This is a genomic window from Hyunsoonleella jejuensis (assembly GCF_900111025.1).
Taxonomy (GTDB): domain Bacteria; phylum Bacteroidota; class Bacteroidia; order Flavobacteriales; family Flavobacteriaceae; genus Jejuia; species Jejuia jejuensis.
On record NZ_FOFN01000003.1, the window covers coordinates 421916 to 446234 of the forward strand.

The window sequence follows — 24319 nt, forward strand, 5'->3', positions numbered from 1 at the left end:
CCGAAAATAGGAAATTTACGAGGACTTTCCGAGAGGAAAGTCAGAAGCAATGAACTATAGCTAGTGTTGCCCACTGGTTTTTTATTCGGTTAATTTAATTTTCTTTTTATTCTCGAACCTAAATTCGTGTAATTCCTTTAATTCGGTTGCAATCTTCTCTTTCCATTCCGTAACTTTTTGTTCATTTCGACCACTTTCGGTTTCTTTCATTAATTCAAGTCGAATTTCAGAGAATTCCGCCATAATTTCATTGTTGATTTGATTTACAATATCAAAACCTTTGGCAATTTTCCTTTTATCTTTTAACACTTGTTTTCTGAATTTTCGAGCTTGGATTTCGGCAAGGTCAAATTGCATTTGTTGAAAGTCAATCTGTTTATCAATACTCGCAATTTTTGTGGTATCTATCCACGATGCGTTTCCTAAAAATATATTTCCGATTTTTTGATTCAGATTCCGTTTCATAAAGTCAAATCCGCTAATCGAGTGAGAAATCATAAATTGGCTGAAAACTGCATCATTATTTTCGTCACTAATCTTGATTTTAAAATCGTCAATTGTCAATTTTGAGTCCGAACTCCATTTTTTTTGACCTTCTTGTAATTCTTGTCCAAAACTTAAATTGAAACAAATTACACTTACTATAAATCCTAAAAATATTCTTCTCATTTCTTTTTTTTCAACTTGTGGGCAATAGGTGGAAGGATTTGCGCCGTTATTTTATACTTCGACAAGCTCAGCACAAGGGGCTTATATCCGCCGTTAAACGAAGTTAGCAGAAATTTTTGACAAAATCAAGGAGGACTACTAGTATTGAATTCACTATTCCTAAACTAAAACTCATAGTTAAAATTTATGTTCCTCTCAGCGCATCGGTCGTTTCAATTGCGCCTTAACACGCTCAAAAGATTTTTTACTTGCGCGCTCCCAACGGTAAATGTTATAGGTTTTACCTTTGTTAGCTTCTTGTTTGGCCTCTTTATCTCTTAATTCCTTAACCCAGTTAAAGCGTTTTTTGGTAATAGAAATCACTAAATCGTCGCCACAACCTAAAGCCTCTAAAGCATTTAAAGCAGCAATTGATACGTTTTGCACTTTGTCATTGATAGCATGCAACAATACAGGAACTGAAGAACATGCTCCTGCATGTTCTAATGCGTTAGCAGCCAATTTTCTAGTATTGTAATTGCCATGTTTTAAGGCATATTCCAATTTAGGCACGTCTTTGGTGTCCATCCAAAAATTAATAGTGTTTTCAGATGGTTGAAGAACCTTTAGTTTAAAAAGTAAATATGTGATGTTGTGTAACATGACGTATTGGTAATTGACTACTAATTTGTAGTTAATTTGCTCAAAATGTTACAAAAGGAAGTATTACTTAACTCTCACACTATCCGGAACCAATTTTGTGTAATCGCCATTGTTTCTAATCACATCACGCACAATTGAAGAGGCTATATAAGATGTGTCGGCAGAGGTTAATAGGAAAATAGTTTCAATAGGTGCTAAGTCTCTATTGGTATGTGCAATGGCTTTTTCAAACTCAAAATCTGCTGGATTTCTTAAACCTCTTAAAATGAATTGCACGTTATTTTTTAAGCAAAAATCAACGGTTAAACCTTCATAGGTTACTACTTTAACTTTGGGTTCATCTTTAAAGGCGTCAATAATAAACTGCTGACGTTCTTCTAAAGAAAACATGTATTTTTTATCAGCATTTACGCCTATTGCAACAATAATTTCATCAAAAAGTGTAACACCACGTTTAATGATGTCGTAATGTCCTAAAGTTAACGGATCAAAAGATCCTGGAAAAATGGCACGTTTCATAAAAAGCCCCTATTAATCTCCCCAAAGGGGAGAAACTGATACGTGGTAAATATACGAATCTTTGTTCAGGATTGGAGTTTCCCTCCTTTGGAGGGGTTAGAGGAGGCTTTTAGACTCTCTTGTATCGCATTATCAAACAAATCAGAAAGAGAAATACCTGCAGCGGCAGCTTGCTGAGGTAAAATACTTTCTTTGGTAAGTCCGGGTACTGTATTAACTTCCAATAAATGCGGTTCGCCATCCTTGAAAATATATTCTGAACGGGAAAACCCTGTCATCCTTAACACTTCATATACGTTTTTGGCTATGGTATTCACTTTTTCTTCCTGTTCGGGCGTTAATCTGGCAGGGGTTATTTCTTGTGATTTTCCTAAATATTTTGCCTCGTAATCAAAAAAATCATTTTCTGAAACAATCTCAGTAATGGGCAGTACTTTGGTTTCGCCCTTGTATGTGATGACGCCAACTGAAACTTCAACACCATCTAAAAAGGATTCAATTATAATTTCGTCATCTTCTTTAAACGCCACATCAATTGCGTTTTGCAATGCTTCCTTTTCGTGTACTTTGGTAACCCCAAAACTACTTCCGGCTTTATTGGCTTTTACAAAACAAGGTAGGCCAACTTTATCTATAATGGCATCTTCATCAATAGTATCACCTAAATTAAGATAGTAAGATTCGGCAGTTTTTATACCATAAGGTTTTAAAACACTCAAACAGTCGCGTTTATTAAAGGTTACAGCAGCTTGATACATAGGGCAACTTGTATGGGGAATGCCTAATAACTCAAAATATCCTTGCATAAAACCATCTTCTCCTGGAGAACCATGTATGGCATTAAAAACACAATCAAAGCTAATTTTAAAGCTGTCTACGTTTATGGAAAAATCGTTTTTATCAATGCTAAATTCTAAATCTTCCTCATCAACATACACCCATTTATCTTTAAAAATATGAATGCGATACGGATTGTATTTATCCCTATCTAAAGTTTCGTAAACCACATTACCACTAGTTAATGATATTTTATATTCACTAGAATAGCCACCCATAATTATGGCGATGTTCTTCTTACTTTCCATAAAGTTGTTTTATGTTCATCTAAATCTGGCAATAAACCGTATTTAATATAGTTAAGCTAAAGTATTATATAAATAGCAAAACAAAAAACAGTTGTGTTTAAATCACTTCTTTATATATTTGTCTAATCGAAAAATCTGCAAATGGGTGTCTTTAAGTTTCTATTCAGTAAAACATTTTTAAAACAATTAGCTTTGGCCATAGTAGCTTTAGTAGTGTTATGTTTTTTCTTGTTGCAATGGTTGAAATCTACAACAAATCACGGTGAATTTGAAACAGTGCCAGATTTAAAAGGCAAATCCATTAGTGTTGCTGATATGGAGTTAAGCGAAAACAATTTGGTGATGCAAATACAGGATTCGGCAAATTTTAATCCAGATTATCCTAAGTTTGCGGTGATAGATCAAGAGCCGGCTGCAGGTACAAAAGTAAAGGAAGACCGAAAAATTTACTTAACCTTAAATCCTTCTGGGTATAGGAAAGTAGAGGTGCCCGATTTACGAGAACGCACATTTAGACAAGCAGAACCAAACTTAGAGGCCTTAGGTTTTAAAGTGGGTAAAATTACCTATGTGGATAACTTAGGTAAGGATATTGTATTGCAATTAAAATACAACGGGGAAACGCTAAACCCTGGAGATAAACTACCTAAAACCTCAAAAATTGATTTGGTATTAGGTAACGGAAACCGCCCTTAGCATTAGCGTTAAACTAATGCACCACTATGGAAAATCACGAGCCACAATTACCGGACGAAGATAACCTTCACGAACATTTTGCCTTTAAAGTTGATAAAGGGCAAACGCCACTGCGCATTGATAAATATTTGATGAATTATATTGAAAATATCACCCGTAGTAAAATTCAAGCTGCTGCGAAAAATGATGGTATTTTGGTGAATGGCACACCCGTAAAATCTAATTACAAAGTACGACCAAATGATGAGATACGCGTACTTTTTACACACCCAACGTACGAAGCTTTATTGGTTGGGGAAGATATTCCATTGGATATCGTTTATGAAGATGATGATGTACTTGTAGTTAATAAGCCGGCAGGTATGGTGGTGCATCCTGGGCATGGTAATTATTCAGGGACTTTAATTAATGCCTTGATATATCGTTTTGATAATTTACCAAATAATTCTAGTGAGCGACCTGGATTGGTACATCGCATAGATAAAGATACTAGTGGGCTTTTGGTTGTTGCCAAAACTGAAAAAGCTATGGCGCATTTATCGCTACAATTTGCCGAAAAAACAAGTGAACGCGAATACGTGGCTTTGGTGTGGGGCAATGTTGAAGTTGATGAGGGCACTATTGAGGGTAACATTGGTCGACATCCTAAAAACCGACTCCAAAACACCGTGTTTTTAAATGATGAAGCCGATAAAGGCAAACCTGCCGTTACACATTATAAAGTTTTAGAGCGTTTGGGCTACGTTACCTTGGTGTCCTGCAAGTTGGAAACAGGGCGCACACATCAAATACGGGTACACATGAAACATATTGGGCATACCTTATTTAATGACGAACGTTATGGAGGGAATGCCATTCTTAAAGGCACCACATTCACTAAATACAAACAGTTTGTTGATAACTGTTTTAAAGTCTTACCTAGGCAAGCGTTGCATGCCAAGACATTAGGGTTTACGCATCCTAAAACTGGTAAATTCATGCGCTTTGAAACACCTGTTCCTGAAGATATGGTGCAGTGTATTGAAAAATGGCGAGGATATTCTAAGTATCAGGAATTGTAGGTTTTTGATGCACTTTGGTGACTCAGAAAACTTCGTATATAGCAATATTTTTTTAAAGAATCAATAGTTGAAAGCAACTAAAAACTTTTATAACACACTGGATTAACTTAAAATAGTGATTGGATATTTGAATCCTTTCATCTTATATGTAAAGCTCAATATTTAGTATAATTAGTGCGTTTTTTTGTATAAGTAAATCTAATGAAAATCAAAAGAAGTATCAATTCAACTTATATCTTTATCATAAATTTTGTTGAACTTGAATTTATATTCCTAAAAATGAGTTGTAAATTTGATCATCAATTAATAGAAAACGTAAACATATAATTTGAAATGAAATTAGTTATTTCACCAGCAAAATCTTTAGATTTTGAAACTGAATTGCCAACATCAAAACATACAGAACCCCAATTTTTAAAGCAATCTGAACGCTTAAATAAATTATTAAAGAAAAAATCAGCTAAGAGTTTATCAAAGTTGATGAGTATTTCTGATGCCTTAGGACAATTAAATTATGAGCGTAACCAGTCTTGGGAATTGCCTTTTACAACAGACAACGCCAGACCTGCAGTTTATGCGTTTAATGGCGATGTGTATCGTGGACTGGATGCCTATACCATTCCAGAGCAGAAAATAGAAACTCTACAAACCACCGTACGTATCCTTTCGGGCTTATATGGGTTGTTAAAACCCATGGATTTAATGCAACCTTATCGCTTAGAAATGGGGACAAAAATGCCGGTAGGCACCAAAAAGAACTTGTACGAGTTCTGGAAAAAAGATATTACCAAAGCTTTAAATGAAGAGTTAGAGGACGATGAATTGTTTCTTAATTTGGCAAGTAACGAATACTTTAAAGCTATCGATGTTAAAGCTTTAAAGGTACCTGTTATTACAGCAAACTTTAAAGATTTTAAAAACGGCCAATACAAGGTTATCTCATTCTTTGCGAAAGAAGCGCGAGGTGCCATGGCCAGATATATCATTGATACCAATGCCCAAACAATTGAAGATTTAAAAGGTTTTAATTACATGGATTATAGGTTTAGTCAAGAGATGTCTAAAGCTAAAGAATTGGTATTTACCAGATAGTACGTGTAGAATACATGCTATAAAAAAGGGGTTACTTAAAATGTTTTAAGTAACCTCTTATTTTTATCAGTTTGTTATTTATTTCTTGTTTTGTTGATTTTTTATGGTTTTTTCGTTTATGTCAAAATCATTTGTATTAATATTCGTGTTCCCTGTGGGGTTTGTTGGATTTGTTTGTTCCTTAGTTCTTTCAAATTTCTTTTTATCTTTAATAATTCCCATATGTAATTTTTTTTTGATTACTTTAATATACAAATAAGAAGTCAATAATGGTATTAAAGGTTTCTTAAAATATGATAAGAAAGTCTTAATTACTTTGTAAAGCCAAGTAAGTTCCATAAGATTTATGGTTATGTAAAAATTGATTATGTTTATGCCTACAAAGCAAATAATATGTGGTATTATTTAATTATTGCACTTCAGGGATTTTGTATCTATCATGCGATAAAAAACAGAAGTCCGTATTATTGGATTTTTATCATTTTTTTCCTTTCGCTTATAGGTTGTATTATTTACATTATCACACAGATTTATAATAAGAACGATGCAGAAAAAATTACTTCCGAAATAACCCATATCATCAATCCTACGAAAAAAATCAGGGACTTAGAAAAGCAATTAGAGTTTTCAGATTCTTATCAGAATAGAGTGAATCTAGCCGATGCATTTTTAGAAAATAAGGATTATCAAAATGCAATTAAACACTATCAGGAAGCTTTGGATGGTAATTTTCAGAATGATTTTTATGTGATTAAAAATATGATTGAAGCTTTTTATCATTTGGAAGATTATAAAAATGTAATTAAGTATGCGGCACAAATAAAATCACATCAAGAATTTACAAAATCTAGAACACAGTTTTTATATGGTTTAGCTCTTGAGGAGGAAGGCTTTACTGGGGAAGCAGAAGACAACTTAAAAACTATTGATATAAGATTTTCTTTTTACGAAGAACGCTTAGTGTATGCAAAATTTTTGATGAAGCATGGCCGTAAAGAACGGGCAAAAGATATTTTAGAGACATTAGTTTCTGAAGGAGAGCATATGACAAAACCCAACAAGAAAATCTACAATGCTGTAATAACTGAAGCTCAAAAATTGTTGGCAGACCTATAGCTATTTGGCTTTAGCTTTATTACCAATACTTATTTTTTGTTCTATGCTAGGTTTCTTTTTAATTCTTGGTCGTCTGGCCCCAAACGTACCCCGGTTTATTTTTCCGCGTTTTGTTTTTTTATCTCCTTTTCCCATAATTTGCTTTACATTTAAGTGAATAATCAATATAACGTTTTTTGTTTTTAAAGTCAAGTTTGTTCATACATAAACACCCATATCCGCCATTTATTCAAAAAGACACCAAAAAATTAATCGTTGGCACATTACCGCCACCACGATTTTCAACAGGTGAACTTTTAGAAAAAGATGTAGATTTTTGCTACGGAAGCTATTACAATTCACTTTGGTTGTTTATTGATAAAATTTACAACTTAAACTTAAGGTTTGATAATTCTGAACAAGCTGTAATACAACGAAAACAGTTTTTAATTCAACATAAAATAGGTGTTTGCGATATTGTTGAAAGCTGTGAACGCGATAAAATTGATGCTTCAGATTTAGGGATGAAAAATATCAAGATCAGAGATATTATTGGCTATTTAAAACAATTCCCTAATGTTGACACAATTTTATTTACTGGAGGCAATAGTAAAAACGGACCAGAATATTTCTTCAGAAGGCATATTAAAGAACATGGTTTGAAGCTGGAATTGGTTTCTGACGAAATTCCAAGAATTCATCAATTTACATTGGCTTCAAGGCATAGCGAAATACCTAGGGCAATAAAAACCATATCGCTAACCTCTCCATCAGGATCGGCAAATCGAGCTATTGGTAGTATTCCACTTTACCAACAACTAAAAGCAAAAAATCCAGAGTTTACAACTTTTGACTTTCGGGTGATGCAATATCGTAGGGTTTTTTAAGTAAGTTTTTAAAAATTAGCCAAATAAATAGGTGTACCTTCGCATCTTTAATAATAAAGGGATAAAATTCATAACAGTTTCTAATCTCAAAATACCCGATAAAGGGTTTACTAAACAATTTATATGTCATTTCAATCTTTAGGCTTGTCCGAAGCCTTGCTAAAAGCAGTTAGCAAAAAAGGATATACCACCCCGAGTCCAATTCAACAAAAAGCAATACCACCAATTTTAGAAGGAAAAGATGTTTTAGCATCTGCACAAACAGGTACGGGAAAAACAGCTGGGTTTACATTGCCTCTGTTACACTTACTTTCTGAAAATCCGAAACAAAAATTTAGACCTATTCGCGCATTAATTTTAACGCCAACTCGAGAATTAGCAGCGCAAGTATATGCCAATGTAAAGGAATATAGTGAGTTTTTAAATTTACGAAGTGCCGTTATTTTTGGTGGGGTTAATCAAAAACCACAAGCAGCAACTATGAGACAAGGTGTTGATATCTTGGTAGCTACACCAGGACGCTTGCTTGATTTACAAAATCAAGGTTTATTATCATTAAAGCGGGTAGAAATTTTTGTTTTGGATGAAGCCGATCGCATGTTAGACATGGGGTTTTTAAGAGATATTCAAAAGGTTATTGATATGATGCCCGAGAAGCGTCAGAACTTGATGTTTTCAGCAACCTTCTCTAAAGATATTAAGAAGTTGGCACATGGTATTTTAAACCATCCTGTTCAAGTTGAAGCCACTCCTGAAAATACGACTGTTGAGGCAATTGCGCAGAAAGTATATCGTGTAGCAAAAGATAAAAAAACAGGGCTGATTATAAAACTAATTACTGATGGTAATTGGAAGCAAGTATTAGTATTTACAAGAACAAAACATGGTGCGAATAGACTTTGCGAGAAAATGGTTAAGTCGGGCATAACGGCAGCGGCAATTCATGGCAATAAAAGTCAAGGTGCTAGAACAAAAGCACTTGCAGGTTTTAAAAACGGAACGGTTAGGGTTTTGGTGGCTACAGATATTGCCGCTCGAGGACTGGATATACCATTATTGCCACACGTTATAAATTTTGAATTGCCTAATATCTCTGAAGACTATGTACATAGAATTGGTAGAACGGGTAGAGCAGGTGCTAGTGGTGAAGCCTTATCGCTGGTAAGCGCAGATGAAACAACTTTTTTAAGAGATATTGAAAAGTTAATTGAAATGAAATTACCTGTTCAAATTATTGACGGATTTGAACCCGATCCTAATGCATTAACAGCACCCATAAAACAAGGACAAGGACGACAAAATCGAAGTAGAAGAAATTCAAATAATTCAGGTAATTCAAATAGAAACTCCAACCGAAATAATAAGTCTAGACGTCCTAAACGTAATAACGATAGACGTAACTAAGCAGTCATGCAACACGTTTAAAAGATAAAACTATTGAGGTTTTGCCAATAAGTTTCGAGTAAGTTGGACCAGACAAAAGATGAAATCACAACCAAATAATCCTCTTCACGGTGTAAAGTTAGAACAAATAATTAATGATTTGGTAGCCCACTATGGATGGGAATTTATGGGCTATACTATTAAAATTAAATGCTTTACACATAACCCGTCCGTAAAATCTAGCTTGAAATTTTTACGGCGCACACCTTGGGCAAGATCAAAGGTAGAAATTATGTATGTAAAAATGTTGGAGCATAAGAAAGTGTAGTTATCTATTTTTTGTCATAAAAGTAGGATTACACCAAGGTGTTTAAACAAAAAAAACCATTAACAAAAGCTTATTAATGGTCTCTAATTCGTTTGGAAAGAAAGTTTATTCCTTATTTTTCTTTTTGGCTTTAGCAAAATTGGCTTTAAGCTCATCTAGTGTTACTAAACCATCTTTATCACCATCCATTCTGTTAAACCTTTTTTCGAGCATTTCTTCGGTAATCTCATTTTTGCGCTTCGCGTTTTTAAACTCTTCTAAAGTTATGGCGCCATCTTCATTGAGATCAAAACGTTTAAAAACTTTTTCTGGGTTTGGTTTCTTTTTTTCTTGAGCATAAGTAGATAAAGAAAAAGCAAATAATGCTAGCGTAATAAGGCTTAATTTTACAATATTTAAGTTCATAATTTAGAGTTTTAATTTGTTAGTTAATAGTGCTTAAGACTATTTTAAATCAAAAAGGTTTAAATACGACCTTAAATATTTTCACGATAATTACTAAATATTTTTATAACTTCACTAAGAAGTGAAGTTATAGCGCACTAGGGCTATGACATCATTTTACTGGTAAATTTTATAACTATTAACCGTATTAAAAGTAAAAAAGGGAAGCCATGCATTAGTGCATCAAACCAATCCATAAGTTGCATATGGTTAGCGCCTCCGGCAATCCATTTTAGTTTACCCCAAAGGTGTGGTTCTGGAAAAAACGGTGCTAAGCCTAAAGTGAGGCATAGTAAAATAATAAGTTTCCAATCATTAAGTAATTTCATTTAATTAAGAATTGAATTTACAAACTCATTGATGCCTTCTACACCCCTATTAGTGATATGCTTTACAAACGCACTACCTATAATTGCACCTTTAGCATATTTCGTAGCTTGCGTAAAGGTCTCTTTATTACTTATTCCAAAACCGATAACCTGTGGATTATTAAGGTTCATTTTTCCTATGCGCTCGAAATAAGCGGTTTGCTCATCGCCAAAACCAGATTTGGCACCAGTGGTGCTGGCACTACTTACCATGTAAATAAATCCGTTTGAAATGGAATCTATATAGCGAATGCGTTCTTCGCTAGTTTGCGGGGTAATTAAAAACACATTTAGTAATCCATATTTTTCAAAAATGGCTTGGTACTGTTCATGATATACATCAACAGGCAGGTCTGGAATTATCAAGCCATCAATACCTAGTTCTTGACATTTTTTACAAAAGGCTTCAACACCATATTGAAACATAGGGTTGAAGTAGCCCATGATAATTAGTGGAATATCTACTGTTTTTCTAATGTCTTTTAATTGCTTAAAAAGCACTTCTGTAGTCATTCCGTTTTTTAAGGCGGCAGTTGAGCTGTCTTGAATCGTAGGGCCATCGGCTAAAGGATCACTAAACGGTAAACCTATCTCTATCATATCCACACCATTTTTTTCTAAATCTTGAATGATGGAAACTGTATCGTTTAAATTGGGATATCCAGCTGTAAAATATATGGATAGTAGCTTTTTGTTTTCTCCTAGTTTTTTATTTATTCTGTTCACAACTTAAATTTTAAAATAATCTATATAGTTCTGCAAATCCTTATCTCCTCTACCTGATAAACTTACCACAATTACATCGCTTGGTTTAAATGTTTTATGCCCAAAAATTGCTAAGGCATGTGAGGTTTCAATGGCAGGAATAATACCCTCTAATTTCGAGAGTTCTAATCCGGCTTCCATGGCATCACTGTCGGTAATAGACATAAATTCTGCACGACCTGTTTTTGATAGATGCGCGTGCATTGGGCCAACCCCTGGATAGTCTAACCCTGCCGAAATAGAGTAGGGTTCTGTAATTTGGCCGTCTTTGGTTTGCATCAATAGCGTTTTGCAACCATGAATTATACCTTCATTTCCAAGAACGGAAGTTGCAGCGCTTTCTCCAGAATCTACTCCTAAACCGGCGGCTTCAACGGCGATAATACCAACATCTGGCTCGTGCAAATAATGATAATACGTACCAGCAGCATTACTACCACCACCAATACATGCTACAACATAATCTGGGTTTTCTCTACCTTCTTGTTCTCGTAATTGCCATTTAATTTCTTCTGAAATAACCGCTTGAAACCTTGTTACCATATCTGGGTACGGGTGCGGGCCAATAGCTGAACCTATAATGTAATGTGTGTCTACAGGATTATTAATCCAATCGCGTATGGCTTCATTTGTAGCGTCTTTTAAGGTACGACTTCCAGAAAGCGCAGGTACTACTTTTGCGCCCAACATTTTCATTCTAGCAACATTTGGTGCTTGTCGTGCAATATCAATTTCACCCATATACACAATACATTCCATTCCCATAAGAGCACATACCGTAGCGGTTGCAACACCGTGCTGTCCTGCTCCAGTTTCGGCAATTATTCTGGTTTTTCCCAAACGTTTCGCCATAAGAATTTGCCCTATGGTATTGTTAATTTTATGAGCTCCAGTATGATTTAAATCCTCACGTTTCAGGTAAATTTTTGTATTATATTTTTCCGATAGGCGTTTTGCAAAATAGAGTGGGGAAGGGCGCCCAACATAATCTTTTAAAAGCTTATCAAATTCCTTTTGAAAATCTGGTTCTGCCATTATTTTTAAGTAATTCTGGCGTAACTCCTCTACATTCGGGTATAACATTTCAGGGATAAACGCACCCCCAAATTCGCCATAGTATCCTTTGTCATCTACGTTGTAATTCTCCATGTTCTTATTACTCAGTTTATTTATAAATTCTCTTAGTATACTACTATTTTTAAGCCCTGGTTCTGTTTCAAATTTGCTATTAACATCTAAAGCGTAGCAATATTCTGAGGCTTTACTTTCTTTAAATTGTTTAAGTTCTTCAACTTGGTCTAAACCTATGCCACCGCTTAAAAAGAAAGGTTTGGTTGATGGGTAATTGTTCAGTAAGCTCCAATCAAATCTATAACCATTCCCTCCTGGGAGTTTGCCTTTCGTGTCAAATAAAAAGAAATCACAAACATTTTCATACGCCTCTAAAACATCAAAATTAAATCCATCTTTCACAGAGAATACTTTGATGATTTCAATGGGTCTAGATAATAATTTTGTAGAACGTAAAATACTACAAAAATATGGCGACTCCTCCCCATGCAATTGCACAACATCAAGCTTAAATTCATTTACTTTTTTTATGATAGTGCTAACTTCTTCATTAACGAAAACACCTACTTTTTTAATGTCTTCTGAAATTTCAGGAATCTTTGTATCAAAGTGCCTAGGCGTATCTTCGTAAAAAATAAAACCAAGATAATCAGGTTTTAAGCTAGCAACTTGCTTAATATTATCTTGATATTTCATACCACAAACTTTTAATTTCATGCTTCTAAGGTTTTAATGAAATCTGTAGCGCTGGCTCCAGGATTATCTGTTTTCATAAAGTTTTCACCTATTAAAAATCCTTGGTAACCATAAGGTTGTAATTCTTTAATAGCGTTAATATTACTTATGCCACTTTCTGAAACTTTCACAAAATCATCTGGAATAAGAGTACTTAGTTGTTTACTCGTTTCTAAGCTAACATCAAAGGTCTTTAAATTTCTATTGTTAACCCCAAGCATATCTAAACTGGGCATTACAGATTTGTGTAGCTCCTCTTCATTGTGAACCTCTAATAACACATCAAGATTTAACTGTTTAGCAAATTGCGAAAATTGTTTAATGTTGTCTCGAGTAAGTATGGCAGCAATAAGTAAAATAACATCAGCTCCGTAGGCTTTTGCTTCTAGAATTTGGTATTCATCAATGATAAATTCTTTTCTTAGTAGCGGTAAGTTGCAACTAGCTCTTGCAGTAAGTAAATCGTCTAAGGAACCACCAAAATATTTGCCATCCGTTAATACAGACATACCACAAACTCCTGCATTTTCATACCCTTTAGCAACGTCTTGTACATTTAGCCCATTATTAATCACTGATTTTGAAGGCGAACGTCTTTTGTGTTCGGCTATAATACCTGATTTACTATTTTTTAGATTGCTAGTTAATGAAACCGTAGGTCTTTCGAATAAAACAGATTGTTCTAATTGAGAAATGGGAATTAGCTCTTTTCTAAGTGCTACTTCTTTTCTTTTATCTATGGTAATTTTATCTAAGATATTCATTTACTCAATTCAATTAAAGTGTCTAAACTTTGTTTTGCCTTACCTGATAGTAGTGATTCTTTGGCTATTTCAAAACCTTCATGATGTGAAATTTGTTTACTTGTTGCAATAGCCAATCCTGCATTAGCGCACACTACGTTATTTTGGGCTTCTGTACCTTTTCCATCTATAATGTCAACAAATATTTTTGCGGCGTCATCTACCGTATTTCCCCCAAAAATGGCTTCTTGTGGTATTTTTGATAGACTCAAATCTTCTGGTGAGAACAATTTTTCAGAATGATTGGAAACAATTTTAGCTTTTCCCGTTAATGAAATTTCATCGTAACCATCTAATGCATAAACAATACTATAATTTTTGTCTGTATTTTGATAGATGAAACTGTACAAGCGCAATAATTCTAAGCTAAAAACACCCAACATTTGATTTTTGGGGAACGAAGGATTTACCATTGGGCCTAACATATTGAAAAAGGTTTTAACACCCAATTCTCTTCTTATGGGAGCAACATTCTTCATCGCAGGATGAAATAGTGGTGCATGCAAAATACAAATACCAGCTTTATCCACACAGCGCTTTAAAAAAGATTCATCATTTGAAAATTTTACACCTAAATGCTCCATAACATTGGAAGACCCAGAGGTGGATGACACACCATAATTACCGTGTTTAGATACGTTTACACCAGATCCAGCCGTTATAAAGGATGATAATGTAGAGATATTGAATGTGTTTTTACCGTCACCTCCTGTACCCACAATATCAATCGCATTATAATCTTTTAAATCAATGGGAACACAAAGTTCTAAAAGCGCATTTCTAAAACCTGTAAGCTCTTCTATAGTGATGCTACGCATCATGTAAACTGATAGAAAACAAGCGATTTGGCTTGGGTTGTACATATCGTTTGATATGTTTACAAGAACCTGTTTTGCCTCCTCGGTTGAGATGGTTTCGTGATTTGTTAACCTGTTAAGAATTTCTTTCATGTTTCTCATCCCTACAAAGGCAGGGATCTATATTTTATTTTTACTTTCTATGTTTTGAACAAACATTATCTACTAACACTGGTTACAGTGACTAGTTATTTACCCAATTCTCTAATATCTTTTTTCCAAATGGTGTTAAAACAGACTCTGGATGATATTGTACACCTCTCACATCATAAGTTTTATGTCTCAAAGACATGACTTGTCCGTTGGCATCAAAAGACGTAGCTTCTAAACTCTCAGGTAAATTTGGATGTACCACCCAAGAATGATATCGGCCTACTTCTATATTTTTTTCTAAATCTTTAAAAATATATTCGTCGTTTACGCAAATGGTTACATTAGTTGCAACGCCATGATAAACATCGTCTAGGTTAACCAACGAGCCACCAAAAACCTCACCTATTGCCTGTTGGCCCAAACAAACACCAAATATACTTTTGGTAGCAGCGTATTTTTTGATAATTGGTTTTAATAACCCAGCTTCATCAGGAATTCCTGGCCCTGGGGATAATACAATTTTATCAAAAGGTTCCACGTCTTCCAGAGCTAATTTGTCATTTCTCACAACAGTAACATCACAATTTAAATCTTCCAAGTAATGCACAAGATTGTACGTAAAACTGTCGTAATTGTCTATAACTAATACTTTTTTCATCTTATATGTCTTCTGCTAGTTGAATAGCCTTTTTTAATGCACCTAATTTATTGTAAACTTCTTGTAGTTCGTCTTCTTTGTTGGATTTTGAAACTAATCCTGCTCCAGCTTGCCAATAGAGTTTGTAGTCTTTACTTAAAAAAGTACGAATCATAATAGCATGGTTAAAATTCCCATTAAAATCCATAAAACCTATAGCGCCTCCGTAATAGCCACGGCTCGTTTTTTCATACTGTTCTATTAACTGCATTGCCCTATGTTTTGGTGCGCCACTTAAAGTTCCAGCAGGAAAGGTATCTGCTACTACTTGCATAGTAGAAGTTGTTTTGTGTTTGTGTCCAGTAACTTTACTTACTAAATGGATAACGTGTGAAAAGAACTGAACTTCCCGATAGGTTTCTACTTTTACTCGGTTTCCATGGCGGCTCAAATCATTTCTAGCTAGGTCAACTAGCATAACATGCTCCGCGTTTTCCTTGTCGTCTTTCTTTAGTTTTTCAGCCAAAATTTCATCTTGCTCTTCATCGCCCGTACGTTTAAAAGTGCCTGCGATTGGATGAATTTCTGCTAAACCCTCATCAACAATAAGTTGTGCTTCAGGCGAACTACCAAATATTTTAAAGTCACCATAATCAAAATAAAATAAATATGGAGATGGGTTAATGCTCCTTAAAGCACGGTAAATATTAAAATCATCTCCGGTATATTCCTGTGAGAAGCGTCTTGATAATACCAATTGAAACACGTCACCGCGTTGGCAGTGTTTTTTTGCTAACTCTACATGTTCTTTAAATTCTTCATCAGTCAAATTGGACATGATGTCGCCTTTTGAATTGAACTTGTAAGACGCAAAATTTTGAACATTAATTAGCTTGTCTATATCATCAATGTTATTTTCAACACCTTCATAGCAATGTGCAAAAATATAAGCCTCATTCTTAAAATGATTTATAGCTATGATGTTTTGATAAACTGCATAGTACATATCTGGAATAACAACGGAGTCCTCTTTTTTACCAATTTCAATATCTTCAAAGTAGCGTACCGCATCATAGGCTGTATATCCAAATATACCGTTGTTTATAAACTTAAAGTTCTCTTCACATTTGGTGTCAAATTTTTGTGTGAAGTTATACACTTCATCAACCACATTAATAGCATCCGTTATTTCTATAGACGTTGAAGTGCCATCAGGAAAGGTTTCAGAGATTACTTCATTATCTACTTTTATGGAAGCAATAGGATTAAAACAGATGTAAGAGAAATTCTTATGATTCCTATGATAGTCACCACTTTCCAGTAAAATACTATTTGGGTACTTATCGCGAATTTTATAATACACGGTTACTGGAGTAATAGTATCAGTTAAGATACGCTTATGATTTGTATAAAGGCTAAATTTTTTCATTTTTTGATGTTTAGACTATCAATAAGTCAGAATTCAAATAAAAAGGCTTGTCGTGAATGACAAGCCTTTTTTTATATTTTAAAATACTAAGGTTTTACTTCACGAATGTTAGTTTCGAAAAGCACCACCACCAAGTATTATTTAATTTTTTATTCATTTAATTCTTTCTGTTGTCAAATATAAAAATGAAAATATAATTACACAATTGTTTATTAGTTTTTTTAACAAAAAAACTACCATTAAAAATGGTAGTTTTAAACGTTGTTGAGTTCTAAGAGAGAGTTAGTCTGCTATTAATCTAAGTTTGCCCAACAACCTAATCAGTTCGGTAGTTTCTTCATTGGTTAAAGAATTTACCATATCTACTTCTTTGCTATCAATCAATGTATCAATTTTTTTTAAGAAGCTTAATCCCTCAGCTGTAATGCTGATATCAATTTTTCTTTTGTTAGTTGTATTTAATTGTTTTTCAACTAGTCTTTTTTTTATGAGTTTATCAACTAATCTTGTGGTGTTACTCATTTTAGTAATCATTCTGTCTTGCACCATGCTTAATGAAGCAGGTTTTCCTTTTCTACCTCTTAAAATCCTCAACACATTGAATTGTTGAAGAGAAATATCATAAGCCTTTAATACTCTGTTTAATTCAGAATGAATCAAACCGCTCGTATACAAAATATTCACCACAACACTTTTTGATAATGGAACGTCAGCATTTAATTTTAAAATGTCTTCTATTCGCATCTTTAACTGTTGTATATACAAATGTAAGTAAAATTAGCGACTTTTGTCAGTTTTATTTAAATATTTGTTAAACACTATTTTGCTCTGTTCGTATTGCTTAATTTTATCTTATTAATTAAATAATATGAGGCGTTTATTAATTATATCATTTATTTTTTTTGCAACAGCTTGTAAAGATTTTAAAGCACAAAAAGAAGTCGGTACTATCGAGTCGGTTGTGCCAGAGCAGAAATTTAATCAAGATATAGAATTAGAAATATATGATTTTGAAGGATTTAACAAATTTCTAAACAGAAAGGACGAGAAGACCTATGTTATTAATTTTTGGGCAACCTGGTGTGGACCTTGTGTAAAAGAGTTGCCTTATTTTGAAAAGCTAAATGCAGAATATAAAGGAGAAGGTGTTGAAGTTATTTTAGTGAGCTTAGACTTTCCACACGTTTATGAGTCTAAATTAAAGCCATTTATTTTGAAAAATAAATTAAAAAGTAAGGTGGTTGTTTTAAATGATGACAATGAAAACAAATGGATTAATGCCATTGATAAATCTTGGTCGGGCTCAATTCCAGCAACTATTATATATACGAAAAACGAACGAAAATTTTTTGAAAGATCTTTTACTTTTGAAGAACTTGAAGAAGAAGTAAAACAATTAAAATAAGAAATGATGAAAAAAGTATTTAAATTAATTCCATTAATTGCACTAGTTTTTTTTGTTAGTGCATTTTCAAATGATAATACAACTCATAATCATGGTTATGATGTAGGCGATGTTATTGAAGATTTCAACTTAAAAAATATCGATGGTAAGATGGTATCGTTATCAGACTATAAAGACGCGAAGGGATTCATCATTACATTTACATGTAACACTTGTCCGTTCGCTATAGCTTATGAAGATAGAATAATAGCTTTAGATAAAAAATATGCATCAAAAGGTTATCCGGTAATTGCCATAAACCCAAATAATCCTGAAGCTAAACCAGGGGATAGTTTCGAAGCGATGAAAACAAGAGCCAAAGAAAAAGGATTTACATTTCCATATTTAGTAGATGAAGGTCAAAAAATATATCCAAAATTTGGAGCTACAAAAACACCCCATAATTATGTGGTTCAAAAAACTAAAAAAGGGATGGTAGTGAAGTATATTGGAGCTATAGATGACAGTTCCAGAAATCCAGAAGCGGTGTCCGAAACATATTTAGAAGATGCAGTAGATGCACTGTTAGCAGGTGAAGAAGTAAAAACAAAAAAGACCAAAGCCATAGGTTGTAGCATTAAGGTGTAGTGTTTTCGAAAAAATTAAAAAAATCCGAAGCGTAATACTTCGGATTTTTTTTCGTCTATACTTTAGAAGTATTAATTTTGCTGAAATTTAAAATAAACATGGAAGATTTAACACAAGAAGAGTGGGTAGAGCAATTAGAAAATGATAGTAATGCAGTTGTACTTGATGTACGAACTGATGCCGAAGTTGCTGATGGTATTATCCCAAATGCTATTCACATAGATATTTACAAAGGACAAGAATTTTTAGATGCTATAGAAGTTCTGGATAAAAGCAAAAGTTACTATGTATATTGTCGCTCAGGAAATAGAAGTGGCAAGGCATGCCAAATTATGGAACAATTGGGTTTTGAAAAGGCATATAACCTTGAGGGAGGTATGCTACAATGGACGGGTGATGTTGTTGATTTAAAATAACAGTTTATGAAAAAAATTGGTTTTTATTTAGTTTTTATTATTACAGTAAGTGGTTGCGGGTGGTACACAAGTTCTGATGCCATTAAGCTAGAACCTAAAACCTTCGAATCTAAACTAAATGAAAGTAGGGGAGTGCAACTTGTTGACGTAAGAACGCCAAAAGAGTTCTCCCAAGGCCATATTAAAAGCGCCATCAATATCAATTTTTTTTCAGAAAATTTTGACGATAGTCTCAACATACTGAATAAAGATAAACCTGTTTATATCTATTGTCGCTCTGGTAAGCGCAGTAGTAAAAGTGTTTCTAAATTTAAAGATGCAGGTTTTAAAACGATTTATGAGTTAGATGGAGGAATACTAAATTGGAGAAGTGAAGGTTTAAAAACAATGAATAAAGATTAAAAACGCTTATTTTTAGCTGTTGCACATAGCGTTCAACTAACAATGTTATACAAAGCCTTCATTTTGAAGGCTTTTTTTATTTGAATTAATTCTCTATATTTGAGAAACTCCAAAAAAGAAAATATAAAATTAATCGCTCTATATTTTCTAATTTTTTCCTACTAATTATTTGATAGCAAATTTTTGCACAATAGTGTGCGTTTAACTAACCAAAATTTTTTATTATGATTAGAAGTACATTTTCTTTTTTAGTAATGGTATGCCTAGTATTTAGTGCATCCCTTAGTTTAAGTGCTCAAGACGAATCGAAAGATAACGTTCTAGAGAGTATTATGATGACACCCGATTACAAAGACCTTAAGACTTTAGGTGAAAACATGAGGGCTCACAATGCTAAATATCACAAAGATGGTCCGTATAAAGCTAGGGTATATAATATTTCTACAGGACCTAATGCAGGCAGTTTTGTTTGGATGATGGGGCCAACAACGTATACGCATTTAGATAAGCGACCGACAAACGATGGGCACGATGAAGATTGGAGAGATAATGTGATGCCGTTTATAAAAAAAATACATACAGTTGAATTTTGGAAGATGGATAATGAACTCTCTAACATGAGTATGATGGACGGTGATGATGCAAAGCATCCAGTAATATTTGTTAGGTACCATGAAATTAAAGACGGCGAAATTCCCGGAGCTTTTTCATTTTTAGAATACGTAAGTAAAACTTTAAAAGCTATGGAAGGCGGAAAGAACCCATGGGGTGTATATGTAAACGAGTTTAGGCAAGGTGATTTGGGAAGGCATATTGCAACAGTAGGATTCTTAAAAAACTGGGCTGAAATGGATGAAGAAGGAGAAAATTTTAAAGATGTTTTCGAAAAAACACATGGAGCCAATAAATGGCAGTTTTTTCTAGATTTGGGAGACCGCAGCTTTTCGAATTCCTGGGACGAAATTTGGTCTTACAATGCTTATATGAGCGGTAAATAAATTTATAATATCTTAATTGAATTTGTCGATAAAAAAACCTTTACAGCGCATCGCGGTAAAGGTTTTTTTGTTTTTGACTTATTTTTAGGTACTTCACCTTTTTTATTTTTTGACATAAGTCAGTTTTTATACTTTTAATAAAAATTTTATGTGCTACTAAGTGGCATTTGCGATTTTATCGAAATTTACCCTCAAAATTTACAATTATGGAAAATGGTTTACTCATTTTAGGATTAATAACACTGCTTTTTTTGGCCATGTACGGTTATGCGTACGGCACGGTTACTTTAGAAAAAATGAGGATAAAGAAACAGCAACAAGAACTTGAACGTATTGAAGCTGTAAAGAAAGAAGAGCGTTTGCAAAGGCAAAAAGCTAGAGAAGAAAAATTAGCAAAGCTTAGAAAGCGTAGTGAAGAAATAAGATTAGAACTTAATCGATTAGAGAAAGTTAATTTACAAAGTGCCACGAAAGACCAAAAAAAGGTTGAAAAAATGAGAGCACGCGTTGAGCAAAAGCAGCAGGCTAGTTAAAATCTACAAATTCAATCTTTAAAAGATCTTGCGCTAAAGAGTATTTTCTGTCTGCAGCCTACAATCATTTTCTTCTTGAAGAATCCCTTACTATAAGTTCTGGTTTTAAAATCATTTTATTTAAAGAAACGGGCAGATCTGGATTTTTAATTCTTTTTAAAAACGTCTCTGCCGCTAATTTTCCAATTTTTTCAGAGTGCTGTTCAATAGAAGTAATACCAGGCGTAACAATTTCTGAAAATGGTTCGTTGCTAAATCCAACAAGAGCAATATCCTCTGGTACTCTTATGTTATTTTCTTTTAAGATTTCTAAAGCCCCCAAAGCGGCATAATCGGCAGACACACAAATGCCATCGGGTTTATGTTCCAATTCAAGAATTTTTTCCATTACTTCTCTGCCGTCTTCTTTTCTTAAATTGCATTCGTAAATTAAATCATCTTCAAAAGGGAGATTGTGTTTTTTAATTGCATCAATAAACCCTCGAATACGGTTTTTATAAATTCTGGTATGGCTAAAACCACCAATATGGGCAATTCGGTTACAACCTTGTTCTACTAAATGATCAACTATCATATGGCTGCTTAAATAATCGTCAATCCCAATATAGTCAACATTTAAATCATTTTCTCCGCGATCAAATAGAATTAATGGAATGCCTTTTTGCTTTATTTTATTGTAATAATCCAACTTAATAGTTTCGTTAGCCATTGAGGCGATAATACCATCAACTTGGGTAAAGAGTAAAGCTTCTATACTGCGACATTCTTTTTTGTAAGATTCGTTAGATTGTGCAATAATTACATTGTATCCTTTTTCGTTAACAGTATCCTCGATTTTTTCAATAATAGAAGAAAAAAAGTGACTATTTGCCTTAGGGATAATAACACCAACCAGATTGCTTTTTCCTTTTCTAAGAGCTGAGGCGATATGGTTAGGTTGATAGTTTAAATTTTCGGCAACCTGTAAAACAGCAGCTTTGGTTTGTTTGCTAATTCTTGGGTGGTTATTCAAAGCTTTTGAGACAGCCGATGGTGTTATGCCCAAAACATTTGCAATATCTTTTATCGTGGATTTTTTTTTATTAGCCAATTTTTATATACTTTTGTTCCAACGTTTGAACAAAGATACTGATTTTTTGTCTAGTTCTAAATTTAAACCGACTCAATAAAGCTTAAGCAACCATCATTCGCTAAATTTATTGATTAGTTTGTAGTTTTTATTTTATTGTAGGTTTATAACAAAATTTTATTGATTTAATTTGTTCAAACGTTGTAACAGATTTTAATGTAAATGATATAAACAGTAAATACTAAATAATAAAAATTAATTTTAATTAAGAAAATGGCACAAGTTGTAACATTTGGAGAAATCATGTTAAGATTAGCTCCACAAGGATTTTTAAGATTTTCACAAGCAAACAATTTTGACGTTGTTTATGGCGGTGGAGAGTCTAACGTAGCAGTTTCTTTAGCGAACTATGGCGTTGACGTAGATTTTGTAACACGTTTACCAAAAAATGATATCGGTGAATGCGCTATGATGGAAATGCGTAAAAGAGGTGTAGGCGTAGATAAAATTGTTTACGGCGGAGATCGTTTAGGAATCTATTTTTTAGAAACTGGAGCTGTATCTAGAGGTTCAAAAGTAGTATATGATCGCGCACATTCTGCTATGTCCGAAATTGAGTCAGGAATGATTGATTGGGATAAAGTATTTGAAGGAGCAGAATGGTTTCATTGGACCGGTATCACGCCAGCAATCTCACAAGGTTCTGCTGATGTGTGTTTAGAAGCCGTAAAAGCAGCTAGTGCAAAGGGGTTGACTATTTCAACAGATCTAAACTACCGTGCGAAACTATGGAAATATTGCGATGATGCGCATAGGGAAGCGGTTATGACAGAGCTTACGTCATACTGTGATGTTGTTTTAGGAAACGAGGAAGATGCCGAAATGCATTTTGGTATTAAGCCAGAAGGTATTTCTGTTCAAACGGAAGGACATAATGTAAAAGCAGAAGCGTTCTTGTCAGTATGCGAGCAAATGATGAAAAAATTCCCAAGAGCTAAAAAAGTAATTACAACATTAAGAGGCTCAATTTCTGCATCGCATAATACTTGGGCTGGTGTTTTATATGATGGTAAAACGTTATTTCAAACACGCCAATACCAAATTACTGATATTGTTGACCGTGTTGGAGGAGGCGATTCCTTTATGGGTGGATTAATTTATGGATTATTAAAATACCCAGAAGATGATCAAAATGCTTTAGATTTTGCAGTTGCTGCATCCTGTTTAAAACACACTATTAAAGGTGATGCTAACTTGGTTACAGTTGCTGAAGTTGAAAAATTAATGGGAGGTGATGCTTCCGGTAGAGTAGCAAGATAAATTATAGTTTATTGGTTTAACCGTCAAGTTGTTAAAAGATTGGACGTTTAAATCATAAAAACATTTAAACATTTATAAAATGGCACAATTTTCAAGATTAGAAGTTGCAGCAGCAATGAAAGAAACAGGGATGATTCCTTTGTTTTTTAGTCAAGATATAGAATTAAGTAAAAAAGTATTAAAGGCATGTTATGACGGCGGTGCTCGTTTAATGGAGTTTACGGCTCGTGGTGATTTTGCACACGAAATTTTTGGGGAATTAACTAAATATGCAGTCGCTGAGTTACCAGGAATGATAATGGGTGTAGGCTCTGTAACTGATGCAGGACAAGCTTCGTTGTTCATGTCTTTAGGAGCAAATTTTGTTGTTACCCCAGTATTAAGAGAAGATATTGCAATTGCATGCAACCGTAAAAAAGTATTATGGTCTCCAGGTTGTGGGACCTTAACTGAAATAACAAGGGCAGAGGAATTGGGTTGTGAAATTGTAAAATTATTCCCTGGGGATATTTACGGGCCTCAGTTCGTTAAAGGGGTTAAAGGCCCTCAACCTTGGACGTCTATTATGCCAACGGGTGGTGTTTCACCAACAGAGGAAAACCTTAAAGGATGGTTTGATGCTGGTGTTACCTGTGTTGGTATGGGTTCTAAATTAATATCCAAGGAGATTATTGCTAATAAAGACTATGCTAAGTTAGAGCGCGATGTAAAAAATGCGCTTGAAATTATCAAGGCTGTTAGAAAATAAACCTCAGGAAAAGAGACTTAATTAGTATCAGGTTTTTAATTATAAAGCCATTAATCATCAAAAAAAGGTGGTTAATGGTTTTTTTTTGGAAAACATCTCAAAACTTTCATATTTTGCAGAAGTAATAAGGCGTTTTATAATG

Annotated in this window: 31 protein-coding genes and 1 pseudogene; 15 read left to right on the top strand and 17 right to left on the bottom strand. The window is 33.9% G+C overall.

Going from position 1 to position 24319, the window contains the following annotated elements:
- Positions 1 to 81 precede the first annotated feature (81 nt).
- The 4 genes from BMY39_RS11675 to BMY39_RS11690 form a co-directional block, all read right to left on the bottom strand.
- Entirely contained in the window at positions 82 to 669 is a 588-nt protein-coding gene (locus tag BMY39_RS11675) for a hypothetical protein (protein WP_092579829.1), read from the bottom strand.
- Positions 670 to 864: 195 nt separating this feature from the next.
- Positions 865 to 1311 (bottom strand): HEAT repeat domain-containing protein, encoded by a 447-nt coding sequence (locus BMY39_RS11680; protein WP_092579831.1) that lies wholly within the window; start codon positions 1309 to 1311, stop codon positions 865 to 867.
- A 63-nt stretch (positions 1312 to 1374) separates the two neighbouring features.
- Positions 1375 to 1830 (bottom strand): pantetheine-phosphate adenylyltransferase, encoded by a 456-nt coding sequence (gene coaD / locus BMY39_RS11685; protein ID WP_092579833.1) that lies wholly within the window; start codon positions 1828 to 1830, stop codon positions 1375 to 1377.
- 65 nt (positions 1831 to 1895) lie between these two features.
- Positions 1896 to 2915, bottom strand: a complete 1020-nt coding sequence (locus BMY39_RS11690; protein WP_092579835.1) for a D-alanine--D-alanine ligase — start codon at positions 2913 to 2915, stop codon at positions 1896 to 1898.
- A gap of 141 nt (positions 2916 to 3056) precedes the next feature.
- On the opposite strand from BMY39_RS11690, the gene BMY39_RS11695 reads away from it, so the two are divergent.
- The 3 genes from BMY39_RS11695 (at position 3057) to yaaA (ending at position 5764) form a co-directional block, all read left to right on the top strand.
- Entirely contained in the window at positions 3057 to 3611 is a 555-nt protein-coding gene (locus tag BMY39_RS11695; RefSeq protein WP_092579837.1) for a PASTA domain-containing protein, read from the top strand.
- A gap of 26 nt (positions 3612 to 3637) precedes the next feature.
- Positions 3638 to 4672 carry an RluA family pseudouridine synthase gene (locus BMY39_RS11700; RefSeq protein ID WP_092579839.1) on the top strand — a complete coding sequence of 345 codons (1035 nt, stop codon included), beginning with the start codon at positions 3638 to 3640 and terminating at the stop codon, positions 4670 to 4672.
- A gap of 333 nt (positions 4673 to 5005) precedes the next feature.
- A complete protein-coding gene (gene yaaA / locus BMY39_RS11705) occupies positions 5006 to 5764 on the top strand; it encodes a peroxide stress protein YaaA (protein WP_092579841.1) in 759 nt (252 codons plus the stop codon).
- 78 nt (positions 5765 to 5842) lie between these two features.
- Here yaaA and BMY39_RS15110 read toward each other — a convergent pair whose 3' ends face one another.
- Positions 5843 to 5986 carry a hypothetical protein gene (locus tag BMY39_RS15110; protein WP_177176599.1) on the bottom strand — a complete coding sequence of 48 codons (144 nt, stop codon included), beginning with the start codon at positions 5984 to 5986 and terminating at the stop codon, positions 5843 to 5845.
- 171 nt (positions 5987 to 6157) lie between these two features.
- On the opposite strand from BMY39_RS15110, the gene BMY39_RS11715 reads away from it, so the two are divergent.
- Positions 6158 to 6880 carry a hypothetical protein gene (locus BMY39_RS11715; RefSeq protein ID WP_092579845.1) on the top strand — a complete coding sequence of 241 codons (723 nt, stop codon included), beginning with the start codon at positions 6158 to 6160 and terminating at the stop codon, positions 6878 to 6880.
- Here BMY39_RS11715 and BMY39_RS11720 read toward each other — a convergent pair whose 3' ends face one another.
- The gene (locus BMY39_RS11720; RefSeq protein ID WP_092580273.1) at positions 6881 to 7015 is read right to left on the bottom strand and encodes a 30S ribosomal protein THX; all 135 of its coding nucleotides are present in this window, start codon (positions 7013 to 7015) and stop codon (positions 6881 to 6883) included.
- A gap of 59 nt (positions 7016 to 7074) precedes the next feature.
- Here BMY39_RS11720 and BMY39_RS11725 point away from each other — a divergent pair, with 59 nt between their 5' ends.
- The 3 genes from BMY39_RS11725 to BMY39_RS11735 all read left to right on the top strand — a co-directional run bounded on the left by BMY39_RS11725 (position 7075) and on the right by BMY39_RS11735 (position 9457).
- Positions 7075 to 7746, top strand: coding sequence for a uracil-DNA glycosylase family protein (locus BMY39_RS11725; RefSeq protein WP_092580275.1), 672 nt, complete (start codon positions 7075 to 7077; stop codon positions 7744 to 7746).
- Between the two features lie 123 nt (positions 7747 to 7869).
- The gene (locus BMY39_RS11730; protein WP_092579847.1) at positions 7870 to 9150 is read left to right on the top strand and encodes a DEAD/DEAH box helicase; all 1281 of its coding nucleotides are present in this window, start codon (positions 7870 to 7872) and stop codon (positions 9148 to 9150) included.
- Positions 9151 to 9229: 79 nt separating this feature from the next.
- Positions 9230 to 9457, top strand: a complete 228-nt coding sequence (locus tag BMY39_RS11735) for a VF530 family protein (RefSeq protein ID WP_092579849.1) — start codon at positions 9230 to 9232, stop codon at positions 9455 to 9457.
- Positions 9458 to 9562: 105 nt separating this feature from the next.
- Here the strand turns inward: BMY39_RS11735 and BMY39_RS11740 are convergent, their stop codons facing one another.
- From BMY39_RS11740 to BMY39_RS11780, 10 genes and pseudogenes are all read right to left on the bottom strand, one after another.
- On the bottom strand, positions 9563 to 9862 hold the full coding sequence (locus BMY39_RS11740) for an EF-hand domain-containing protein (protein ID WP_092580277.1): 300 nt from the start codon (positions 9860 to 9862) through the stop codon (positions 9563 to 9565).
- Positions 9863 to 10005: 143 nt separating this feature from the next.
- Complete coding sequence (locus BMY39_RS11745) at positions 10006 to 10230, bottom strand: hypothetical protein (protein ID WP_092579851.1); 225 nt, start codon at positions 10228 to 10230, stop codon at positions 10006 to 10008.
- Positions 10231 to 10995 (bottom strand): tryptophan synthase subunit alpha, encoded by a 765-nt coding sequence (gene trpA / locus BMY39_RS11750; RefSeq protein WP_092579853.1) that lies wholly within the window; start codon positions 10993 to 10995, stop codon positions 10231 to 10233.
- A gap of 3 nt (positions 10996 to 10998) precedes the next feature.
- A complete protein-coding gene (gene trpB, locus BMY39_RS15350; protein WP_317039343.1) occupies positions 10999 to 12183 on the bottom strand; it encodes a tryptophan synthase subunit beta in 1185 nt (394 codons plus the stop codon).
- 30 nt (positions 12184 to 12213) lie between these two features.
- Positions 12214 to 12822, bottom strand: a pseudogene (locus BMY39_RS15355) (phosphoribosylanthranilate isomerase); the annotation flags it as partial.
- Positions 12819 to 13604: an indole-3-glycerol phosphate synthase TrpC gene (gene trpC / locus BMY39_RS11760; protein WP_092579857.1), complete on the bottom strand. Its 786-nt coding sequence runs from the start codon at positions 13602 to 13604 to the stop codon at positions 12819 to 12821. The pseudogene BMY39_RS15355 and the gene trpC, both read right to left, overlap by 4 nt.
- Entirely contained in the window at positions 13601 to 14593 is a 993-nt protein-coding gene (gene trpD, locus BMY39_RS11765; RefSeq protein ID WP_092580279.1) for an anthranilate phosphoribosyltransferase, read from the bottom strand. Before trpD ends, trpC begins: the two co-directional genes overlap by 4 nt.
- A gap of 91 nt (positions 14594 to 14684) precedes the next feature.
- Positions 14685 to 15251 (bottom strand): anthranilate synthase component II, encoded by a 567-nt coding sequence (locus BMY39_RS11770; protein WP_092579859.1) that lies wholly within the window; start codon positions 15249 to 15251, stop codon positions 14685 to 14687.
- Position 15252: 1 nt separating this feature from the next.
- Complete coding sequence (locus BMY39_RS11775) at positions 15253 to 16659, bottom strand: anthranilate synthase component I family protein (RefSeq protein WP_092579861.1); 1407 nt, start codon at positions 16657 to 16659, stop codon at positions 15253 to 15255.
- Between the two features lie 282 nt (positions 16660 to 16941).
- On the bottom strand, positions 16942 to 17403 hold the full coding sequence (locus BMY39_RS11780) for a MarR family winged helix-turn-helix transcriptional regulator (protein ID WP_092579863.1): 462 nt from the start codon (positions 17401 to 17403) through the stop codon (positions 16942 to 16944).
- Positions 17404 to 17527: 124 nt separating this feature from the next.
- Between BMY39_RS11780 and BMY39_RS11785 the strand changes: the two genes are divergently transcribed.
- From BMY39_RS11785 to BMY39_RS11810, 6 genes are all read left to right on the top strand, one after another.
- Positions 17528 to 18064, top strand: a complete 537-nt coding sequence (locus tag BMY39_RS11785; RefSeq protein WP_092579865.1) for a TlpA family protein disulfide reductase — start codon at positions 17528 to 17530, stop codon at positions 18062 to 18064.
- Positions 18065 to 18070: 6 nt separating this feature from the next.
- A complete protein-coding gene (locus BMY39_RS11790; protein WP_092579867.1) occupies positions 18071 to 18691 on the top strand; it encodes a thioredoxin family protein in 621 nt (206 codons plus the stop codon).
- 98 nt (positions 18692 to 18789) lie between these two features.
- Positions 18790 to 19107: a rhodanese-like domain-containing protein gene (locus tag BMY39_RS11795; RefSeq protein WP_092579869.1), complete on the top strand. Its 318-nt coding sequence runs from the start codon at positions 18790 to 18792 to the stop codon at positions 19105 to 19107.
- 6 nt (positions 19108 to 19113) lie between these two features.
- Complete coding sequence (locus BMY39_RS11800; protein ID WP_092579871.1) at positions 19114 to 19509, top strand: rhodanese-like domain-containing protein; 396 nt, start codon at positions 19114 to 19116, stop codon at positions 19507 to 19509.
- A 224-nt stretch (positions 19510 to 19733) separates the two neighbouring features.
- Positions 19734 to 20507, top strand: coding sequence for a hypothetical protein (locus BMY39_RS11805; RefSeq protein ID WP_092579873.1), 774 nt, complete (start codon positions 19734 to 19736; stop codon positions 20505 to 20507).
- A 206-nt stretch (positions 20508 to 20713) separates the two neighbouring features.
- On the top strand, positions 20714 to 21040 hold the full coding sequence (locus BMY39_RS11810) for a hypothetical protein (protein WP_092579875.1): 327 nt from the start codon (positions 20714 to 20716) through the stop codon (positions 21038 to 21040).
- A 64-nt stretch (positions 21041 to 21104) separates the two neighbouring features.
- Here BMY39_RS11810 and BMY39_RS11815 read toward each other — a convergent pair whose 3' ends face one another.
- Positions 21105 to 22130, bottom strand: a complete 1026-nt coding sequence (locus BMY39_RS11815) for a LacI family DNA-binding transcriptional regulator (protein WP_092579877.1) — start codon at positions 22128 to 22130, stop codon at positions 21105 to 21107.
- 252 nt (positions 22131 to 22382) lie between these two features.
- Between BMY39_RS11815 and BMY39_RS11820 the strand changes: the two genes are divergently transcribed.
- Complete coding sequence (locus BMY39_RS11820) at positions 22383 to 23429, top strand: sugar kinase (RefSeq protein WP_092579879.1); 1047 nt, start codon at positions 22383 to 22385, stop codon at positions 23427 to 23429.
- Between the two features lie 79 nt (positions 23430 to 23508).
- Positions 23509 to 24177: a bifunctional 4-hydroxy-2-oxoglutarate aldolase/2-dehydro-3-deoxy-phosphogluconate aldolase gene (locus BMY39_RS11825; protein WP_092579880.1), complete on the top strand. Its 669-nt coding sequence runs from the start codon at positions 23509 to 23511 to the stop codon at positions 24175 to 24177.
- The last annotated feature ends 142 nt before the right edge of the window (positions 24178 to 24319 follow it).

Bases quoted from the DNA above. Each gene is read 5' to 3' on its own strand.
- BMY39_RS11780 (WP_092579863.1), bottom strand. From the start codon at position 17,403: ATGCGAATAGAAGACATTTTAAAATTAAATGCTGACGTTCCATTATCA.
- BMY39_RS15110 (WP_177176599.1), bottom strand. From the start codon at position 5,986: ATGGGAATTATTAAAGATAAAAAGAAATTTGAAAGAACTAAGGAACAA.
- BMY39_RS11805 (WP_092579873.1), top strand. From the start codon at position 19,734: ATGATTAGAAGTACATTTTCTTTTTTAGTAATGGTATGCCTAGTATTT.
- BMY39_RS11730 (WP_092579847.1), top strand. From the start codon at position 7,870: ATGTCATTTCAATCTTTAGGCTTGTCCGAAGCCTTGCTAAAAGCAGTT.
- BMY39_RS11800 (WP_092579871.1), top strand. From the start codon at position 19,114: ATGAAAAAAATTGGTTTTTATTTAGTTTTTATTATTACAGTAAGTGGT.
- BMY39_RS11785 (WP_092579865.1), top strand. From the start codon at position 17,528: ATGAGGCGTTTATTAATTATATCATTTATTTTTTTTGCAACAGCTTGT.
- BMY39_RS11700 (WP_092579839.1), top strand. From the start codon at position 3,638: ATGGAAAATCACGAGCCACAATTACCGGACGAAGATAACCTTCACGAA.
- BMY39_RS11675 (WP_092579829.1), bottom strand. From the start codon at position 669: ATGAGAAGAATATTTTTAGGATTTATAGTAAGTGTAATTTGTTTCAAT.
- BMY39_RS11690 (WP_092579835.1), bottom strand. From the start codon at position 2,915: ATGGAAAGTAAGAAGAACATCGCCATAATTATGGGTGGCTATTCTAGT.
- BMY39_RS11770 (WP_092579859.1), bottom strand. From the start codon at position 15,251: ATGAAAAAAGTATTAGTTATAGACAATTACGACAGTTTTACGTACAAT.
- BMY39_RS11720 (WP_092580273.1), bottom strand. From the start codon at position 7,015: ATGGGAAAAGGAGATAAAAAAACAAAACGCGGAAAAATAAACCGGGGT.
- BMY39_RS11825 (WP_092579880.1), top strand. From the start codon at position 23,509: ATGGCACAATTTTCAAGATTAGAAGTTGCAGCAGCAATGAAAGAAACA.
- BMY39_RS11820 (WP_092579879.1), top strand. From the start codon at position 22,383: ATGGCACAAGTTGTAACATTTGGAGAAATCATGTTAAGATTAGCTCCA.
- BMY39_RS11735 (WP_092579849.1), top strand. From the start codon at position 9,230: ATGAAATCACAACCAAATAATCCTCTTCACGGTGTAAAGTTAGAACAA.
- BMY39_RS11680 (WP_092579831.1), bottom strand. From the start codon at position 1,311: ATGTTACACAACATCACATATTTACTTTTTAAACTAAAGGTTCTTCAA.
- BMY39_RS11810 (WP_092579875.1), top strand. From the start codon at position 20,714: ATGGAAAATGGTTTACTCATTTTAGGATTAATAACACTGCTTTTTTTG.
- BMY39_RS11695 (WP_092579837.1), top strand. From the start codon at position 3,057: ATGGGTGTCTTTAAGTTTCTATTCAGTAAAACATTTTTAAAACAATTA.
- yaaA (WP_092579841.1), top strand. From the start codon at position 5,006: ATGAAATTAGTTATTTCACCAGCAAAATCTTTAGATTTTGAAACTGAA.
- trpD (WP_092580279.1), bottom strand. From the start codon at position 14,593: ATGAAAGAAATTCTTAACAGGTTAACAAATCACGAAACCATCTCAACC.
- BMY39_RS11715 (WP_092579845.1), top strand. From the start codon at position 6,158: ATGTGGTATTATTTAATTATTGCACTTCAGGGATTTTGTATCTATCAT.
- BMY39_RS11795 (WP_092579869.1), top strand. From the start codon at position 18,790: ATGGAAGATTTAACACAAGAAGAGTGGGTAGAGCAATTAGAAAATGAT.
- trpB (WP_317039343.1), bottom strand. From the start codon at position 12,183: ATGGAGAATTACAACGTAGATGACAAAGGATACTATGGCGAATTTGGG.
- BMY39_RS11740 (WP_092580277.1), bottom strand. From the start codon at position 9,862: ATGAACTTAAATATTGTAAAATTAAGCCTTATTACGCTAGCATTATTT.
- coaD (WP_092579833.1), bottom strand. From the start codon at position 1,830: ATGAAACGTGCCATTTTTCCAGGATCTTTTGATCCGTTAACTTTAGGA.
- BMY39_RS11790 (WP_092579867.1), top strand. From the start codon at position 18,071: ATGAAAAAAGTATTTAAATTAATTCCATTAATTGCACTAGTTTTTTTT.
- trpC (WP_092579857.1), bottom strand. From the start codon at position 13,604: ATGAATATCTTAGATAAAATTACCATAGATAAAAGAAAAGAAGTAGCA.
- BMY39_RS11775 (WP_092579861.1), bottom strand. From the start codon at position 16,659: ATGAAAAAATTTAGCCTTTATACAAATCATAAGCGTATCTTAACTGAT.
- BMY39_RS11745 (WP_092579851.1), bottom strand. From the start codon at position 10,230: ATGAAATTACTTAATGATTGGAAACTTATTATTTTACTATGCCTCACT.